The sequence below is a fragment of the Nonomuraea polychroma genome (genome assembly GCF_004011505.1).
In the GTDB taxonomy this organism is placed as follows: domain Bacteria; phylum Actinomycetota; class Actinomycetes; order Streptosporangiales; family Streptosporangiaceae; genus Nonomuraea; species Nonomuraea polychroma.
This window is the reverse complement of record NZ_SAUN01000001.1, coordinates 1,376,855-1,392,782: the sequence shown is the minus strand read 5'-3', so window position 1 is coordinate 1,392,782 and position 15,928 is coordinate 1,376,855. Positions and strand designations below refer to the sequence as shown.

15 protein-coding genes are annotated in these 15,928 nt (G+C 69.3%); 3 read left to right on the top strand and 12 right to left on the bottom strand.

Going from position 1 to position 15,928, the window contains the following annotated elements; all coding sequences use genetic code 11:
* Positions 1–62: 62 nt before the first annotated feature.
* Positions 63–1,265, top strand: coding sequence for an alginate lyase family protein (locus EDD27_RS06125; RefSeq protein WP_127931482.1), 1,203 nt, complete (start codon positions 63–65; stop codon positions 1,263–1,265).
* Positions 1,266–1,278: 13 nt separating this feature from the next.
* Here the strand turns inward: EDD27_RS06125 and EDD27_RS06120 are convergent, their stop codons facing one another.
* Positions 1,279–1,464 carry a hypothetical protein gene (locus EDD27_RS06120; RefSeq protein WP_127931481.1) on the bottom strand — a complete coding sequence of 62 codons (186 nt, stop codon included), beginning with the start codon at positions 1,462–1,464 and terminating at the stop codon, positions 1,279–1,281.
* Between the two features lie 47 nt (positions 1,465–1,511).
* Positions 1,512–2,078 (bottom strand): hypothetical protein, encoded by a 567-nt coding sequence (locus EDD27_RS06115; protein ID WP_127931480.1) that lies wholly within the window; start codon positions 2,076–2,078, stop codon positions 1,512–1,514.
* 118 nt (positions 2,079–2,196) lie between these two features.
* Between EDD27_RS06115 and EDD27_RS06110 the strand changes: the two genes are divergently transcribed.
* A complete protein-coding gene (locus tag EDD27_RS06110; protein ID WP_206641274.1) occupies positions 2,197–3,639 on the top strand; it encodes an AAA family ATPase in 1,443 nt (480 codons plus the stop codon).
* A gap of 45 nt (positions 3,640–3,684) precedes the next feature.
* Here EDD27_RS06110 and EDD27_RS06105 read toward each other — a convergent pair whose 3' ends face one another.
* From EDD27_RS06105 to EDD27_RS06080, 6 genes are all read right to left on the bottom strand, one after another.
* Positions 3,685–4,539: a sugar phosphate isomerase/epimerase family protein gene (locus tag EDD27_RS06105; protein WP_127931479.1), complete on the bottom strand. Its 855-nt coding sequence runs from the start codon at positions 4,537–4,539 to the stop codon at positions 3,685–3,687.
* Between the two features lie 15 nt (positions 4,540–4,554).
* Complete coding sequence (locus tag EDD27_RS06100; RefSeq protein ID WP_127931478.1) at positions 4,555–5,559, bottom strand: Gfo/Idh/MocA family protein; 1,005 nt, start codon at positions 5,557–5,559, stop codon at positions 4,555–4,557.
* Between the two features lie 17 nt (positions 5,560–5,576).
* On the bottom strand, positions 5,577–6,494 hold the full coding sequence (locus EDD27_RS06095) for a TIM barrel protein (protein WP_127931477.1): 918 nt from the start codon (positions 6,492–6,494) through the stop codon (positions 5,577–5,579).
* Positions 6,491–7,297: an ATP-binding cassette domain-containing protein gene (locus EDD27_RS06090; protein ID WP_127931476.1), complete on the bottom strand. Its 807-nt coding sequence runs from the start codon at positions 7,295–7,297 to the stop codon at positions 6,491–6,493. The genes EDD27_RS06095 and EDD27_RS06090 overlap by 4 nt, the downstream gene beginning before the upstream one ends.
* Positions 7,294–8,352, bottom strand: coding sequence for an ABC transporter permease (locus tag EDD27_RS06085; RefSeq protein ID WP_206641273.1), 1,059 nt, complete (start codon positions 8,350–8,352; stop codon positions 7,294–7,296). Before EDD27_RS06085 ends, EDD27_RS06090 begins: the two co-directional genes overlap by 4 nt.
* A gap of 88 nt (positions 8,353–8,440) precedes the next feature.
* The gene (locus EDD27_RS06080) at positions 8,441–9,451 is read right to left on the bottom strand and encodes a substrate-binding domain-containing protein (protein ID WP_164903502.1); all 1,011 of its coding nucleotides are present in this window, start codon (positions 9,449–9,451) and stop codon (positions 8,441–8,443) included.
* A gap of 711 nt (positions 9,452–10,162) precedes the next feature.
* On the opposite strand from EDD27_RS06080, the gene EDD27_RS06075 reads away from it, so the two are divergent.
* Positions 10,163–11,143: a LacI family DNA-binding transcriptional regulator gene (locus EDD27_RS06075; protein ID WP_127931474.1), complete on the top strand. Its 981-nt coding sequence runs from the start codon at positions 10,163–10,165 to the stop codon at positions 11,141–11,143.
* A 279-nt stretch (positions 11,144–11,422) separates the two neighbouring features.
* On the opposite strand, the gene EDD27_RS06070 is transcribed toward EDD27_RS06075, so the two are convergent.
* The 4 genes from EDD27_RS06070 to EDD27_RS06055 are packed head-to-tail and all read right to left on the bottom strand — an operon-like array spanning position 11,423 to position 15,815.
* Positions 11,423–12,925: a CoA-acylating methylmalonate-semialdehyde dehydrogenase gene (locus EDD27_RS06070; protein WP_127931473.1), complete on the bottom strand. Its 1,503-nt coding sequence runs from the start codon at positions 12,923–12,925 to the stop codon at positions 11,423–11,425.
* Positions 12,922–13,791: an ATP-binding cassette domain-containing protein gene (locus tag EDD27_RS06065; protein WP_127931472.1), complete on the bottom strand. Its 870-nt coding sequence runs from the start codon at positions 13,789–13,791 to the stop codon at positions 12,922–12,924. The genes EDD27_RS06070 and EDD27_RS06065 overlap by 4 nt, the downstream gene beginning before the upstream one ends.
* Complete coding sequence (locus tag EDD27_RS06060; RefSeq protein WP_127931471.1) at positions 13,788–14,843, bottom strand: ABC transporter permease; 1,056 nt, start codon at positions 14,841–14,843, stop codon at positions 13,788–13,790. Before EDD27_RS06060 ends, EDD27_RS06065 begins: the two co-directional genes overlap by 4 nt.
* A 6-nt stretch (positions 14,844–14,849) precedes the next feature.
* Positions 14,850–15,815, bottom strand: a complete 966-nt coding sequence (locus tag EDD27_RS06055) for a substrate-binding domain-containing protein (protein ID WP_241563888.1) — start codon at positions 15,813–15,815, stop codon at positions 14,850–14,852.
* Between the last annotated feature and the right edge of the window lie 113 nt (positions 15,816–15,928).

The window sequence follows — 15,928 nt, the reverse complement described above, 5'->3', positions numbered from 1 at the left end:
CCATGTCAGGACTACGATCTCACCATTTTTAGGAAACTTTCCTAAATAAGGAGGATGAGGTCGTGGTCCGTCCCCTGACGCGCAGGAGCCTGTTGTTACTCCCCGTCGCGCTGGTCATCACACTGATCGTCGCAACCCTGTCAGCGCCCACCGCTGTGGCAGGCAGCGCGCCGGCGACGTTCGCGCACCCCGGCGTGCTGGTCAGCAAGGCACAGCTCGACTTCGTCCGCTCCAAGGTGAACGCAGGCGCCCAGCCGTGGAAGGCCGCCTACGACCAGATGGTCGCCAGCAGCCTCGCGTCGTTGTCGCGCACCCCGAAGCCGCGGGCCGTCGTGGAGTGCGGCTCGTACTCCAACCCCAACTACGGCTGCACCGACGAGCGCCAGGACGCGCTCGCCGCCTACACCGACGCGCTGATCTGGTACATCTCCCGCGACAGCCGGTACGCGCAGAAGGCCATCCAGATCATGGACGCCTGGTCCGCCGTGATCACCGACCACACCAACAGCAACGCCCCGCTCCAGACCGGGTGGGCCGGCTCGTCCTGGCCCAGGGCGGCCGAGATCATCCGGTACACGTACACCGGGTGGTCCGCCACAGGCGTCAACCGCTTCGCGACCATGCTCAGAAACGTCTACCTGCCCGAGGTCATCAACGGCAGGGCCACCACGAACGGCAACTGGGAGTTGTCGATGATGGACGCGGCCATCGGGATCGCGGTGTTCCTGGAGGACAGGGCCGCCTACGACAAGGCCGTGAGCACGTTCCGGGCTCGCATGCCCGCCTACATCTACCTGACCAGCGACGGCGCCTTCCCCAAGGGACCGGCCGGCAGCAGCATCGACACGCGGTCCGAGGTCGTCGCGTACTGGCACGGCCAGGAGACCTTCGTCGACGGGCTGTCCCAGGAGACCTGCCGCGACCTCACCCACACCGGCTACGGTCTCGCGGCAATCGCGCACATCGCCGAGACGGCCCGGATCCAGGGGCAGGACCTCTACCCCGAGATCGCCGACCGGCTGCGGCACGCGCTCGGCCTGCACGCCAAATACCAGCTCGGTGCGGCCGTGCCCTCCTGGTTGTGCGGCGGCAACCTCACCCTGGGCCTGGGCCCGGTCACGGAGGTCGGCTTCAACGCCCTGAACCATCGCATGGGCATCGCGATGTCCAACACCCAGACCCTCACCGAGCGGCAGCGCCCGGCGGGCACCAACAATCTCTTCGTCGCCTGGGAGACCCTCACCCACGCCGGCAACCCGAACTGAAGCGTCGGCCCTTTCAGCCGCGCGGGCGACCGGCCGCCTTGGCGACCAGCAGGGCGAAGCAGACCAGTTCGGCGATGCCGAGCACGGCCATCAGGACGACCTGGAGGACCCCCGTCACACCGTTCACCACAAGGGCGAACGCCACTGCCAGGCAGCCCGCCGTGATGCTCAGCCACACCGTGGACATGTTGTCGTTCACCACAGCAAGGGTGCCGACGACGGGGGACGTTCCGGAAGTCCTGGATGTCACGCGACGGAGGTGACAGGCGTCATACGTCCGCCGCTCGGCAGACCGGCACGGTCGGGCACCACCCGGGGCAGACCGCGCAGCCACGTCTCCAGGTCCGCGGGCCACCAGCGGCCCGCGGACAGCCGGCCCAGCTCCTCCCCGACCGCGGCCGCCGAGGCGTGCACCGGCACGACCCGTACGGGCGCGGCGCCCGCCAGCACCCCGAGCCACCAGTGCCGCCAGGTCTCCGTCATCCCGTCGGGATCCAGGACAAGGTAGTAGTCGGGCAGCACCAGCCGGTCGCCGCGCAGCTCGCCCAGCGCGGCCTCGATGGCCACCTCCAGGCCGCCGACGACGCCCGTGCCGTCGAAGTACCCCGTCCACGCCGCGGCCACGTCGGCCAGCGGGTCGGCGTCGTGCACCACGTACGTCGCCGCCGATCGCGCCGCGAGCTCCATCACCTCGGCCGGCCGGCGCTCCCCTCGCGGGATCGCCCGCACGTTGTGCAGCCCGTCCAGGCCCGCGACCACGTCTCCAGCGCCGTCCCCTGCCACCACGACCACCGTACTGGTCAATCGCCGCATATCAGGCATTCTACCGGCGTAGTGGATCTCCATCGCCGCCAGGCATTTCCCGCCGCTCCTCCGATTGAGTACCGCCTACTCATTCCGCGGAGCCTGCCCAGCGGTGATGATGGTCCGTGTGACCGAGATCGAACTCACGGAGGCGCGGGCGCTCGCCGAAAGCCTGCGGAAGGTGTACACCGCGGTGGCCGAGCGCATCGGCGCGGACAACGCCGCCTCTCCCCTGATCACGAAGGTGACCGGGCATCTCGGCTGCCCGCTCAGCGACGTCGTGGTCGTGGAGGAGAAGTACCGGCTGTACGAGCACGCGGCGCTGCAGGTCGCCGCCGACCTCTACCTGGACGCGCACTCCCCCGGCGCTCAGTGGTTCGGCATCGTCGGCGGGGAGCGGCGCTGGGAGAGCATCATCAACATGCTGCTGTCGGCGATGCGCGAGGGCAGCCGGATGTTCGGCCGCCCCGACTACGGCACCGCCCCGATCGGCCCCGACGCCACCATCGAGGTCGTGCAGCTCGGCCTGGTCGCGACGACAGCGCCCGACGGCAGCCCGGTCGTCATCGGGCTGAGCAACAGGGACGACTACGACGCCTACAGCCTGCTCACCGTGCTGTCGGCCGGCCGCCAGGCGGCCACTGCCGTACGCGGCGAGATCGACCGGCTCATGCGGGAGCACGATCCGTTCCGCGGCCAGGTGCTCAGCTTCGGATTCAGCGAGCACCGGGACAACGAGCTGCTCACCTTCCTGCCCCGCCCGGAGCTCGGCGCCGAGGAGGTGATCCTGCCGGAGGGGCGGCTCGAGGCCATCGAGGATCACATCGTGGGCATCGCCGAGCTGGCCGGCCGCCTCACCGCGGCCGGTCAGCACCTGCGCCGGGGGCTGCTGCTCTACGGCCCGCCCGGCACCGGCAAGACCCACACCACGCGTTACCTCATCGGCCGGCTGCGCGACCACACGGCGGTGCTGATGACGGGCCCCGCCATGCGCAAGATCGACTACGCGGTGGCGATGGCCCGTAAACTCGCGCCGTCCATCGTGGTCGTCGAGGACGTCGACCTGATCGCCGAGGACCGCAGCCAGTACGAGACCAGCCCGCTGCTGTTCTCCCTGCTGGACGCCATGGACGGGATCAGCGGCGACGTCGACGTGACGTTCGTCCTGACGACCAACCGTGTCGAGGCCCTGGAGAAGGCCCTGGTCCAGCGGCCCGGCCGGGTGGACCTCGCGGTGGAGATCCCGCCCCCCGACGCGGCCGCCCGGGAGCGTCTGATCCTTCTGTACGCCCGGAACCAGCCCATCGTGGCCGACGTCGCCAAGGTGGTCGCCGCCACCGAGGGCGTCACCGCGTCCTTCATCAAGGAACTGCTGCGCCGCGTCATCCTGGTCGCGCTGCGCTCGGACGAGCCCGCACTCACCGACGGCCACTTCGACACGGCCCTGCAGGCCATGGCGGGCGACAATCAGGCGCTCACCCGCGCCCTCCTGGGCTCCCAGGAGACCGGCACGGTCACGGGTCCCAAGGACGAGCGAGCGCCCGCACGACTGCAGCCGCCCAGCTGCTGAACCCGGTGCGGGATTCTGACGAAGCAGGACGTGACCGCGGGGCCGTCACCATGAGGCCGTGCGCTTGGTCATCTCCTGGAGCATGAACAGGCTTGATTCGCGCGCCTTGTCCTCCCATGCGAAGACGCACGCGGTCATGATCCCGTCGAAGCCGAGGCGGCCCAGGGTGCCGAAGAACTCGTCCCAGTCGACCTCGCCCTGGCCGATGTTCAGGTGCTGGTGGACCCGGGCGGTCGAGCCCGGCGGGTTGACGATGTAGCGCAGACCGGACGAGGCACGATGGTCGAAGGAGTCGGCGACGTGCACGTGCGTGAGCAGATCACCGGCGTACTTCATGATCTCGGTCAGGTTGCCGCCCTGATGGAAGGTGTGCGGCGCGCAGTAGAGGAACGACACGAGCGGCGAGTTGATCCCGCGCACCATGTCGACGGCGGTCTTGCCGTCCTCGACGAAGTCGTCCGGGTGTGGCTCCAGGCGCAGCTCCACGCCTTCGCGCTCGAAGACGGGCAGGAGCTCCTCCATCGACCGCCAGAACATGGCCTCGCTCCGGGACGCCTGTTCGGGGCGGCCGTTGAACTCGGAGTTCATGACGGTGCAGCCGAGCTCGACCGTGATCTCGATGGCCCGCTTCCAGTAGCGCACCGCCGCCTGGCGCTCCTCCTCGGCGGGGCCGGACCAGCGGTAGAGCGGCAGCACCGAGGAGATCTTGACGTCGGCCGCGGCTAGGGCGGACCTGAAGGCCGTGACGGTGTCCCGATCGGCCCTCGGGTGCAGGAAGAAGGGCAGGAAGTCCTCGCGCGGCGACAACTCGATGTACTCGTAGCCCAGCTCCGCGACCAGCGCGGGCAGTTCGAGCAGCGGCGTGTGGCGCACCATGTACGGGTCGAGGGCGATCTTCATGGCTCGAGTTTCCTCTCAGACGTACAGGCCGGGCCGTTCGACCAGGCCGACCGGGACGGGAGCGCCCGAGTCGAGCGAGGCGACGGCGCACTCCGCGACGGCGGTGGCCGCATAGCCGTCCCACGCGCTCGGCCCGCCGACGACACCGGAGCGCAGCCCGGTGATCCACTCCTGCAGTTCGGTCAGGTACGTCGCGCCGAACCGCACCCGCCAGTCGGCCGGGACCGTCTGGGCGCGCCGGCCATGGCGGACCAGCACGTTGGCGCTGGGGTTGTCCAGCGTCACGACGCCGGTGGAGCCCACGACCTCGCAGCGCACGTCGTAGCCGTACTGGCAGTTGACGAACACCTCGACGGTGACCACGCCACCGCCGGCCAGTTCCAGCAGCACGATCTGCGGGTCGCGCACATGGGCCGCGGCCAGCGGGCTCGGCTTGGTGGGCACGACGGTCGTCCGCACGATCTCCTGCCCGAACAACCACCGGGTGACGTCGATCTCGTGAACGACCGAGTCGGTCATCGCCATCGGGCTGGTGAAGGAGTCGGGCACGACCGCGTTGCGGTGGATCATGTGAGCGAGCAGCGCCTCGCCGATCGTGCCGTCGTCGACGGCGTCCTTGACGACCTTGTAGCCGGGGTCGTAGCGGCGCATGAAGCCGACCTGGATCCATCGGCGGCCGGTGGCGACCTCCGCCTCGATGACCTTGAGACAGTCCGTCGCCGTGGTGGCCAGCGGCTTCTCGCAGAGGACGGGCTTTTGCGCGGCGATGCACGCCAGGACCTGCTCGGCGTGGAGGTCGCCCGGCGAGGCGATGACCACGGCGTCGACGCCGGGGTCGTCGATGACCTCCAGCGCGCTCCCCCGCGCCACGGCGCCGGCGCTCGCGGCGACCTGCTCCGCGCGGGCGGTGTCCACGTCGAAGACTGCGGTCACGGTGGACCCGACGACCTGGGACGACAGCCGTGTCACGTGGTCGGCCCCGATGTTGCCGGTCCCGATGACCCCGACCTTGATTGTCACGATGGCTCCTTCTTCTTTCAGGGACGCAGGCCGCAGCCGTTGAGGTACGTGCGGGTGCGGGTGGCGATGGGCAGCGGCATGTCCGCTGGGCACGGGTAGAGGTCCTGCTCGACGATCGCGAACAGGTCGGCGTCCAGCCGGCCGAGCTCGGCCAGCAACGGCTCCATGGCCGGGATGCCGGCGGGCGGCTCGATCATGGCGCCGCGCCGTACGGCCTCGGCGAAGCACAGGCCCTCCTCTCGGACCTGCCGGACGATCTCGGGATCCACCTGCTTGAGATGCACGTATCCGATCCGCTCGGGGAACGCGCGGATGATCTCGATGTTGTCCCCGCCGCAGTAGGAGATGTGGCCGGTGTCGAGGCAGAGCGAGACGACGTCGGGGTCGGTGTCCTCCAGGAACCGCAGCACACGTTCCTGGGTGTCGACGTGGCTGTCGGCGTGGGGGTGGAAGACCAGCTCGACGCCGCATTCCTCGTGGAGGACGCGGGCCAGCTCCGACATCCCGGTGGTGAGGTGCTTCCACTGCTCGGGGGTCAGGTCCACCGGCTGGGTGAGGTTCCCGTCGAGGTCGGTGTATCCCTCGGGGAGCGAGACCAGGTATTTCGCGCCGAGCGCGGTGAGCAGTCCCGCCTCCGCGCGGCACTCCTCGACGGCCTCCTTCAGCGCCTCCCGGCCGCGGTGCAGCCCGGAGAACACAGCGCCGCCGGAGAGCCGGAGCCCGCGCCGGCCGAGCTCGTCACGCAGCTGCTCCGGGTCGGTGGGCAGGTAGCCGTACGGGCCGAGCTCGATCCATTCGTAGCCGGCCGCGGCCACCTCGTCGAGGAAGCGGTTCCAGGGCACCTGGCCGGGGTCGTCGGGGAACCACACACCCCAGGAGTCGGGGGCCGTGCCCAGCCGGATGCGGGACAGGGAACCGGTGTTCGGCAACGTCATTTCCTTTCGGTGATCAGGGATTCGCGGTGGCGCCGCAGCCCGGTCTCGCCTTCGACCACGGCGGCGGTGAGCTCCTTGACGGAGGTCTGCTCGCGCGTCGTGTCGAGGATCTTGCGCCCGTGGTTCATCACGATGTGCCGGTCGCACACCTCGTACGCGTGGTGCAGGTTGTGCGTGACCAGCACGGAGCTGACGCCCTCGCCCTTGAGGCGGGTGAGGTAGGCCAGCAGGGCCTCGGTGGCCCGCACGGCCAGGGCGCTGGTGGGCTCGTCGAGAACGAGCAGGCTGCGTTTGAAGTGCACGGCGCGGGCGATCGCCACGGCCTGCTGCTGACCGCCGGACAGCGAGCTCACGAGCTGCCGGGGGCTCTTGATGCCCTCGATCGTCACGACGCTGTCGAGGATGTCCCCGGCGATGCGGTCCATCGCACGCAGCTTCAGCAGGCCGAGCCGGTTGGTGAGTTCGCGGCCCATGAAGATGTTGCGGGTGATGGTGAGCGACGGGACCAGTGCCGAGTCCTGGAAGATCGTCTCGATGCCGAGCTTCTCGGTGTCCTGGCGGGTCGGCGCGGTCAGCTTCTCTCCTCGCCAGGCGAATGCGCCCGCGTCCGCCCGGACGACCCCCGACATGATCTTGACCAGCGTGGATTTGCCCGCGCCGTTGTCGCCGAGCAGGCCGACCACCTCGCCCTTGCGGATCTGGAAGCCGACGTCGTTCAGGCAGACGTTGGGCCCGTAGCGCTTGGTGATGCCCGACAGCTCCAGGAGGACCTCGCCGCCCGGCTCGGGGCCGTTCGAGCTCATTCGGCTTTCCCTTCGATGAGGCGGTTGAAGACGGCGGCGACGACGATGATCACGCCGATGAAGAGGTTGAGGTAGAAGCCGGGGGCTCCGGAGAGCAGCAGGATGTCCTGCAGCACGAGGATGAGCGCGGCGCCGAGCACCATGCCGAGCACGCTCCCCTTGCCGCCGCGCAGCGACACGCCGCCGACCACGGCCGCGGCGATGGCCTGCAGCTCCATGCCGCGGCCGGTGCCGGGCTGGACGGACTGCGTCCGCACGGCGACGAGGATCGCGGCGAGCGCCACGCACAGCCCGAGGATGCCGAAGGCGATCAGCTTGACGCGGGTCGGGTTGATGGAGATCGCCCGGGCCGCGGACTCGTTGCCGCCCACGGCGAAGATGTGGTTGCCGAGCTTGTGGCGGTGCATGAGCACCCAGAAGAACACCGCGACCAGAGCCAGCCACACGACCTGACCGCGGAAGGGGCCGATCTGTCCGGCGAAGATGGTCTGCAGGGTCTCGCCGCGCTGCATGCGCGCGGCCGAGGTGCCGTTGTAGAACAGCGCGGCGCCGTCCCAGAACAACATCATGCCGAGCGTGACGATGAACGACGGGATCTTGAACCTGGTCACGATCACGCCGTTGAGCAGGGCGATGCCGATGCCCATGGCGAAGGTCACGACGAACGCGCCGATGACGTCCCCGCTGGAGTACCAGTGGATGAACACCAGCGCACAGAAGGTGTAGTTCATCCCCAGAGACAGGTCGAACTCGCCGGCGATCATCAGCACGCCCGCGCCGATCGCCAGGATCGCGAGGACCGGGATCGACTGGCTCAGCACGTTGAAGTTGGCCTCTGACAGGTACGGGAAGCTGTCCGGCGCCACCAGGTAGGCGACGACGCATCCGATCTGCACGAGCACGAAGATGATGCCGATCTCGAGCGCGCCGCGGCCGCGTACCAGCCGAAGCCATCCGCCGAACGGCTCAGTACGGACTCTCCGGGCGGGGATCGCCGTCGTGGGCTGATCCTCCATGGTCGGCGACGGCGCTCCGCCGCTGGTCGTGTTGCTCATGGCTGCTTGGCTCTCCATGTCCGTCGCGGTAGGCGACCGGTGGGGGCAGGCCCGGTGGCCCGTTCGGGCCCGCCCCGGTCCGGCCGGGTCAGCGGATCGTGCCTGCCAGTTGCTCGACGATCGCGACGTTGGACTTGTCCACCAGACCGCCGCCGCCGGAGTTGATCGTCGCGGGGCTGAGGTCGAAGTCGAGCTTCAGCGCCAGCTGGGCCACGGTCTGAAAGCCCTGGATGTACGGCTGCTGGTCGGCCGCGGCGAGGATGGTCCCGCTCTTGATGCCGTCGATGACCGGCTTGGACAGGTCGAAGCCGACCACCGGGACCTTGACGCCGACGTCGGTCATCGCCGCCTCGATGTTGCGGTGCGGGGTGCCGCCCAGCGGCACGATGGCCGCGATGTCCTTGTGGCCGAGCAGATACTGGCTCATCTTGTCCAGCGCGCCCGCGTCGTCGATGCCGGTCGCGACCATCTCGGTCTTCGCGCCGATGGCGTCGAGGGCCTTCTGGACCCCGGCGTTGCGCTGGATGGCGTACACCTGCTCGGGGAACTCGACCGGGGTGAACACCTTGGCGCCCTGCGGCAGCTTCGCCTCGGCGATCAGACGCCGGCCGAGCAGGAAGCCGGCCTCCTCGAAGTTCTGGCCGACGAAGCCCGAGGTGCACGCGGCGACGTCGCCTTCCTGCGTGATGTTGTACGCGAGCACCGCGATGCCGGCCTTGGAGGCGGCGCAGACGTTCTCGGTGTAGCGCTTCGGGTCGTCGATCACCACGGCGAGGGCGGCGGGCTTGTCCGCGACGGCGCTGCCGATCAGGTCGTTGTACTTGCCCGGGTCGCCCTGGCTCGTCTGCAGGTTCAGCTCGACGTTGAACAGTTCGGCCGCGTCCTTGGCGCCCTGCGAGATGGTGCCCCAGAAGGAGTCGCCGGGATCCTGGGAGAGCAGGAAGGTGATCTTGCGGTTCTGGGCCCGGCCGCCGAGCCCGGACTGCAGCCCCGCCCCCGAGGCGGCCGCGGCGGGCTCCGTGGACAGTGCGCTCGAACCGGCGCCGGCACCGTTCGAGGCATTCGAGCAGCCGGCGAGGGCGAGCGCGAGAAGGGGCACGAAAACTAGAGCGCGCAAGTTGATGACATGCCGACGACGGGGTCTGCGAATGGAGTACGGCACTTTGTTCTACCTCTCCCGGGGAGCGGCCACGGCCTTGTGGATCGGGGGGGATATCGAGAGGTCGCCGGGGCGGTGCTGTGACTCGTAGCGGCCCCTTAACGCGTCAGCCGACCGTTGTGTCGGCTGCGATTCCCCGATGTAACCGGCACATGAAGCACCTTGTCAATAGGGCGTCTTGACATTCTTTTGTCTTTACAAAGCTGACCATGAGCCGACATCCGGACTGTCACGGCATCGCACCGACCTGCGGCATCGCTCCTGACACCCGGATGCTCCGGACGCCGCAGTTCGCTAATCGGGAGCGCACGGCCTCCGGCAGCCCAGCAGGCGGAGGCGTCCTGCGACGCCACGGCCGAGCCGATCGCCGCCATCGCCTCGAGGCGAGCTCCCCTGCCCATCGAACGGTCCCGCGCGAGCGCGGCGAGCGGCAGGCATCATCGACCTGTGATGCTCCATGCGTTCGTCCGACTCTCCGAGCCGAGCACGCTCTACTAGCGCGCTCTAGTTCCTGTTACTATGAGCGGCGTCACACCGGATGTCAACAGCTTGCGACGAGCTGCGCACATCAGGAAAGGGTTGATGTTGGAGCAGGCCCCGGAATCCGAGCCGTCGAAGACGAGAGCATCGGCGCGGGCCAAGCGTCCCACGATGGCGGATGTCGCCGCGCGGGTCGGCGTGTCACGGGCGCTGGTCTCGCTCGTCTTCCGCAACGAGCCGGGAGCGAGCAAGGAGACACGCGACCGGGTCCTCCGGGCCGCCGACGAGCTCGGCTACCGTCCGGACAACGCGGCGCGGCTCCTCGCCCGCAACCGCAGCATGGTCCTCGGCGTGATGATCAATATCCGCAACGCCTTCCATGCCGACCTCGTCGAGGCCATCTACGCCGAGGCCGAACGGCTCGGCTACGAGGTCCTGCTCAGCGCCCTCGGCCCCACCCGGGACGAGCGGAAGGTCGTGGAGGCCCTGCTGGGTCACCGCTGCGAGGCGCTGATCCTGCTCGGCCCGAACGCGGGGACCGACTACCTCGCCGAGCTGGGCGCCCACACCCCCACCGTGGTCGTGGGACGCCGCGTCCCGGCAAGTGGCGTCGACACCGTCCACACCGCGGAGAACAAGGGCATGCGCCAGGCCGTGGACCATCTGGTGGGCCTCGGGCACCGCGCCATCGCGCACATCGACGGCGGTGACGGGCCCGGCTCCGCCGAGCGCCGCCGCGCGTACCGCACCGCCATGCGCGACCACGGACTCCAGGACGAGATCCGGGTCCTTCCCGGAGATCACACCGAGGAGTCCGGGGAGGCGGCAGGCGAGACCTTGCTGGGCGACGCCTCGTTGCCGACCGCCGTGCTGGCCGGCAACGACCGGTGCGCCATGGGGCTCATGCACGTGCTCAGCCGGGCGGGGGTCGTCATCCCGAAAGACATCTCGGTGGTGGGTTACGACGACAGCCACATAGCGCACCTGTCCCACATCAACCTCACCACCGTGCGGCAGGACGCCGAGCAGATGGCCACGCTCGCGGTGCGCTCGGCGGTGGAGCGCCTGGACGACCGGCGGCTCCCCTCCCGCGAGCTCATCCTCGACGCCCGCCTCGTCGTCCGCGGCACCACCGCACCGCCGCGCTCGTGACCGTCTTGCCGGGCCGGCCCGGTTCATAACCGGCGGGCTGCCCCGATCTCCGGTCGAGGCCGTGGCTCACCGGCGTTCCGGCTCACCGACGCAGGCCGGGCGGCCGCTGCTGACCGACTCGATGGCGGCCAGAGCGATGGCCAGGGCGGCCGGGCGTCCTCACCGGTGACCGCGGGGGCGTGGCGCAGACGGCCACGGGAAAGCGCGGTGACAAGCCGCAGCCAGACGGCGCTCGACGCCGCAGCGGCATTCCCCCGCCGCGGCGCGTGAGCACCGCCGTCAGTCGTTCTGCGGGAACCCGAGGTTGAGGCCGCCGTGCGACGGGTCGAGCCAGCGGGAGGTCACGACCTTGCCGCGGGTGAAGAAGTGCACGCCCTCGGTGCCGTGGGCGTGGGTGTCACCGAACAGGCTGCTCTTCCAGCCGCCGAAGGAGTAGTACGCCACCGGCACCGGAATCGGCACGTTGATGCCGACCATCCCGACCTCCACCTCGTTCTGGAAGCGGCGCGCCGCCCCGCCGTCGTTGGTGAAGATGGCGGTGCCGTTGCCGTACGGGTTGGCGTTGATGAGGTCGAGCCCCTCGTCGTACGACTGCACCCGCACGACGGACAGCACAGGGCCGAAGATCTCGTCGCGGTAGATGGACATGTCCGGCGTGACGTGGTCGAACAGGGTGGGACCGAGCCAGAAGCCGTCCTCACCGCCGTCGAAGTCCCCCTCCCGGCCGTCGACGACGAGAGCCGCCCCCTCCGCGGCTCCCGCCTCGACGTACCCTGCCACCTTGTCGCGGTGCTGGCCGGTGACCAGCGGGCCCATGTCGCAGCCGCGAGTGCCGTCGCCGGTACGCAGCTTGCTCATGCGGTCCTTGATCTTCTCGACGAGCTCGTCGGCGACGGTGTCGACCGCGAGGAGCGCCGAGATCGCCATGCACCGCTCGCCCGCCGAGCCGAAGCCGGCGTTGACCGCGGCATCGGCGGCCAGGTCGAGGTCGGCGTCGGGCAGGACGAGCATGTGGTTCTTGGCGCCGCCGAGCGCCTGGACCCGCTTGCCGTGGGCGGTGCCGGTCTCGTAGACGTACTTGGCGATCGGGGTGGAGCCGACGAAGGAGACGGCCCGTACGTCGGGGTGGGTGAGCAGCGCGTCCACGGCCTCCTTGTCGCCGTGCACGACGTTCATGATCCCGTCGGGCAGGCCGGCCTCGGTCCACAGGCGGGCCACGGCGAGCGCCGCCGAGGGATCCTTCTCGCTGGGCTTGAGTATCACCGCGTTGCCGCAGGCGATGGCGACCGGGATGAACCACAGCGGGACCATGGCCGGGAAGTTGAACGGCGAGATCACGGCCACGACGCCGAGCGGCTGCCGGATGGAGTACACGTCGACCTTGGTGGAGGCGTTCTCGGTGAACCCGCCCTTGAGCAGGTGCGGGATGCCGCAGGCGAATTCGGCGACCTCGAGCCCCCGGGTGACCTCGCCGAGCGCGTCGTCGAGGACCTTGCCGTGCTCGGCGGTGATCAGCGCGGCGATCTCGTGCTTGCGCGCGTTCAGCAGCTCGCGGAAGGCGAACAGCACCTGGGAGCGCTTGGCGAGCGAGGTGCCCGCCCAGCCGGGCCAGGCCGCCCGCGCCGTCGCGACGGCCTGGCCGACGAGCGAAGTGGAGGCGAAGTCGACGCGGCCGGTGACGGCCCCCGTCGCCGGGTTGCGCACGTCGCCGGTGCGCTCGGCAGCGCCCTCCCACGGGCGGCCGCCGATGAGGTGGGTGATGCGGGTGGTCAACGTACTCATCGTCCTTCCGGATCTGTGGCGCGGTCGCCGGGGCCGAGCTCGGGCGCCTGCACCTGCCCGTGCGGCACCGCGGCGGGTGCGGCGACCTTGCCCGGCTCCGCTCCGCGCAACTCGTGGCTGAGCTCCTCGAGCTCCTGGCCGCCGGCCATCTCCGCGGTCAGCTGCTGAAGGGTCAGCTCGTCGCGGTGCGCGTCGAGCACGACGCGGCCCAGCTTGAGAATCACGAAGTGATTGCCGACCAGGTAGGCATGGTGCGGGTTGTGCGTGATGAAGATGACGCCGAGACCGGCGTCACGGGCTTTGACGATGTACTTCAGGACGACGCCGGACTGCTTGACGCCGAGGGCGGCGGTCGGCTCGTCCAGGATGATCACCCTCGCGCCGAAATAGATGGCGCGCGCGATGGCGATGCACTGGCGCTGGCCGCCGGACAGTCCGCCCACCGGCCGGTCCAGATCGGGGATGACCACCCCCATCTTGGCCAGCTCGTCGTGGCAGATCTGCTTCATGCGCTCGATGTCGAGGACGCGCAGGAGCCCCGTGCGGATCTCGTTGCCGAGGAAGAAGTTCCGCCACACCGACATGAGGGGCGCGAGCGCGAGGTCCTGGTACACCGTGGCGATGCCGCCGGTCTGGGCCTCGCGCGGGGAGCCGAACCTGGTGGCCTCCCCGTCGACCTTCATGACGCCTTCGCTGTGGTCGTGCAGGCCGGAGATGATCTTGATGAGGGTCGACTTTCCCGCGCCGTTGTCGCCGAGCACGCAGGTGACCTCGCCCTGCCGGACCCGCAGGCTGCACCCGCGCAGCGCGTGGACGTTGCCGTAGCTCTTGCCGACGTCGTCGAGCTCGAGGATCGGAGCGCTCATCGAAGGTCCGCCTTCCTCTTGACGTACACGTTCACGATGGTCGCCAGCAGCAACATCACGCCGAGGAACGCCTTGAACCAGTCGGGGTTCCAGCCGGCGTAGTTGATGCCCAGCTGCGTCATCCCGAAGATCAACGCGCCGATCGAGGCGCCGACCACCGACCCGTAGCCGCCGGTGAGCAGGCAGCCGCCGATCACCGCGGCGATGATGAAGATGAACTCCTTGCCGACTCCCTCGCCCGACTGGACCGTGTTGAACTGGAACAGCAGGTGCATGCCGGACAGCCAGGCGCAGAAGCCCACGGCCATGAACAGGCCGATCTTCGTCGCGCGTACCGGGACGCCGATCGCCCGCGCGGCCGCGGCGTCCCCGCCGACCGCGAAGATCCAGTTGCCCACCTGCCTGCGCAGCAGGACGTGGGCCGCGACGACGGTCAGCACCACCCAGTACAGCACGGTGACCTTCAGGGTGACCGGCCCGAGCGCGATCTCGGACCCGAACACCGCCTGCGCGCTGGTGAAGCCGTCCATGTCGCTGATGTCGGCCGTGGCGACGTTGCCGGTGAGCAGCCGCGTGACGCCGAGGTTGACGCCCTGCAGGACGAAGAACGTGCCGAGCGTGACGAGGAAGCTCGGCAGCCCGGTTTTGAACAGCAGCCAGCCGTTGAACGCGCCGACGCCCAGGGCCAGGGCGAGCGCCAGGATGACGCCCACCCACACGTTGAGGCCGAAGTTCCAGGCGAGCAGCGACGCCGACAGCCCGGCGGTGGTCACCGCGACGCCCGCGGACAGGTCGAACTCGCCGCCGATCATGAGGAGCGCCACGGGGACGGCCATGATGCCGATGGCGGAGGCGCCGTAGAGGATCGTGCCGATGTTGGCGACGTTACGGAAGGGCACCGCCACCAGCATGAAGAGAGCGAAGATCACGATCGCGCCGACGAGCGACCCGATCTCGGGCCGTCTCAGCATCCGTACGGCGAGCGAACGGGTGGCGACCCGGTCGTCCAGGGCCGCCTCCGCTCTGCCCGGCTCGGTAACCGCAGCAGTCATGTCACCTCACCTCGTGCCGCTCGCGGCGAACTGCTCCACCGCGGCGACGTTGGTCTTGTCGATGAACGCCGGACCGGTCAGGGTCGCCTGACCGCCGCCGATGACGTTGCCGTTGGTCTTGTAGAGCCACAGGCTGTCGACCGCGAGGTAGCCCTGCAGGAAGGGCTGCTGGTCGACCGCCCACTCCACCTGGCCGTTCTTGATGGCGGTCACGAGCTCTTTGTTGGTGTCGAAGGTGACGACCTTGGCCGAGCTGCTGGCGTCCTTGACGGACTTGACGGCGGTCAGCGCGAACGGCGCCCCGAGGGTCAGCACGCGGTCGATGCTGGAGTCCTGCTGGAGCTTGGAGGTGATGGCGGCCTGCACGCTCGGCATGTCGGTGCCGGTGACGTAGATCTTCTCTGTGTCGGGGAAGGATGCCTTCGTGCCGTCGCACCGGGCTTCGAGTCCGACGTGGCCCTGCTCCTGGATGACGCAGAGCGCCTTCTTCGCGCCGTCCTGCTTCAGTCGCGCGCCGGCCGCCTCACCGGCGATCTTCTCGTCCTGGCCGAAGTATTCGAGGACACCCATGCTCTTCCACTGGTCGATGCCGCCGTTCAGCGCGACGACCGGGACGCCGCCCTTGAGGGCCTTCTCGACATTGGCCTTCATGGCGTCGGGCTTGGCCAGGGTGACCGCGATGCCGTCGACTTTCTTGTCGATGGCCGTCTGGACGAGGTTGGCCTGGTTGGCGCCGTCCGGATCCGCCTGGTACTCCAGTTTGATGTTGCCCTTGGCGGCCGCGGCCTCCGCGCCCTTGCGCACCAGGTCCCAGAAGGTGTCGCCGGGCGCCGCGTGCGTGATGAAAGCGACCGTCATCGTCGGTGTGCCGGCGGCGGAGGCGGGTGCGGAGGCCGCTTCGGTGGTCTGCTTGCCTCCGCTGGAACTGCACGCCGTCAACGCGAGTGCCATCATGCCACTGGTCGCCAGCACGGCGATTCTTGAGCTACGGGCCACTGTTATCTGCCTTTCGGTCTCCGCGCCCTGGATGGGGCGGATCGGGGGTGGTTTGGTGCTATTCGGGTGTCATGCGCCGCCGACGGCGC

Bases quoted from the DNA above. Each gene is read 5' to 3' on its own strand.
- EDD27_RS06075 (WP_127931474.1), top strand. From the start codon at position 10,163: ATGGCGGATGTCGCCGCGCGGGTCGGCGTGTCACGGGCGCTGGTCTCG.
- EDD27_RS06085 (WP_206641273.1), bottom strand. From the start codon at position 8,352: ATGAGCAACACGACCAGCGGCGGAGCGCCGTCGCCGACCATGGAGGAT.
- EDD27_RS06095 (WP_127931477.1), bottom strand. From the start codon at position 6,494: ATGACGTTGCCGAACACCGGTTCCCTGTCCCGCATCCGGCTGGGCACG.
- EDD27_RS06065 (WP_127931472.1), bottom strand. From the start codon at position 13,791: ATGAGCGCTCCGATCCTCGAGCTCGACGACGTCGGCAAGAGCTACGGC.
- EDD27_RS06060 (WP_127931471.1), bottom strand. From the start codon at position 14,843: ATGACTGCTGCGGTTACCGAGCCGGGCAGAGCGGAGGCGGCCCTGGAC.
- EDD27_RS06105 (WP_127931479.1), bottom strand. From the start codon at position 4,539: ATGAAGATCGCCCTCGACCCGTACATGGTGCGCCACACGCCGCTGCTC.
- EDD27_RS06115 (WP_127931480.1), bottom strand. From the start codon at position 2,078: ATGCGGCGATTGACCAGTACGGTGGTCGTGGTGGCAGGGGACGGCGCT.
- EDD27_RS06070 (WP_127931473.1), bottom strand. From the start codon at position 12,925: ATGAGTACGTTGACCACCCGCATCACCCACCTCATCGGCGGCCGCCCG.
- EDD27_RS06090 (WP_127931476.1), bottom strand. From the start codon at position 7,297: ATGAGCTCGAACGGCCCCGAGCCGGGCGGCGAGGTCCTCCTGGAGCTG.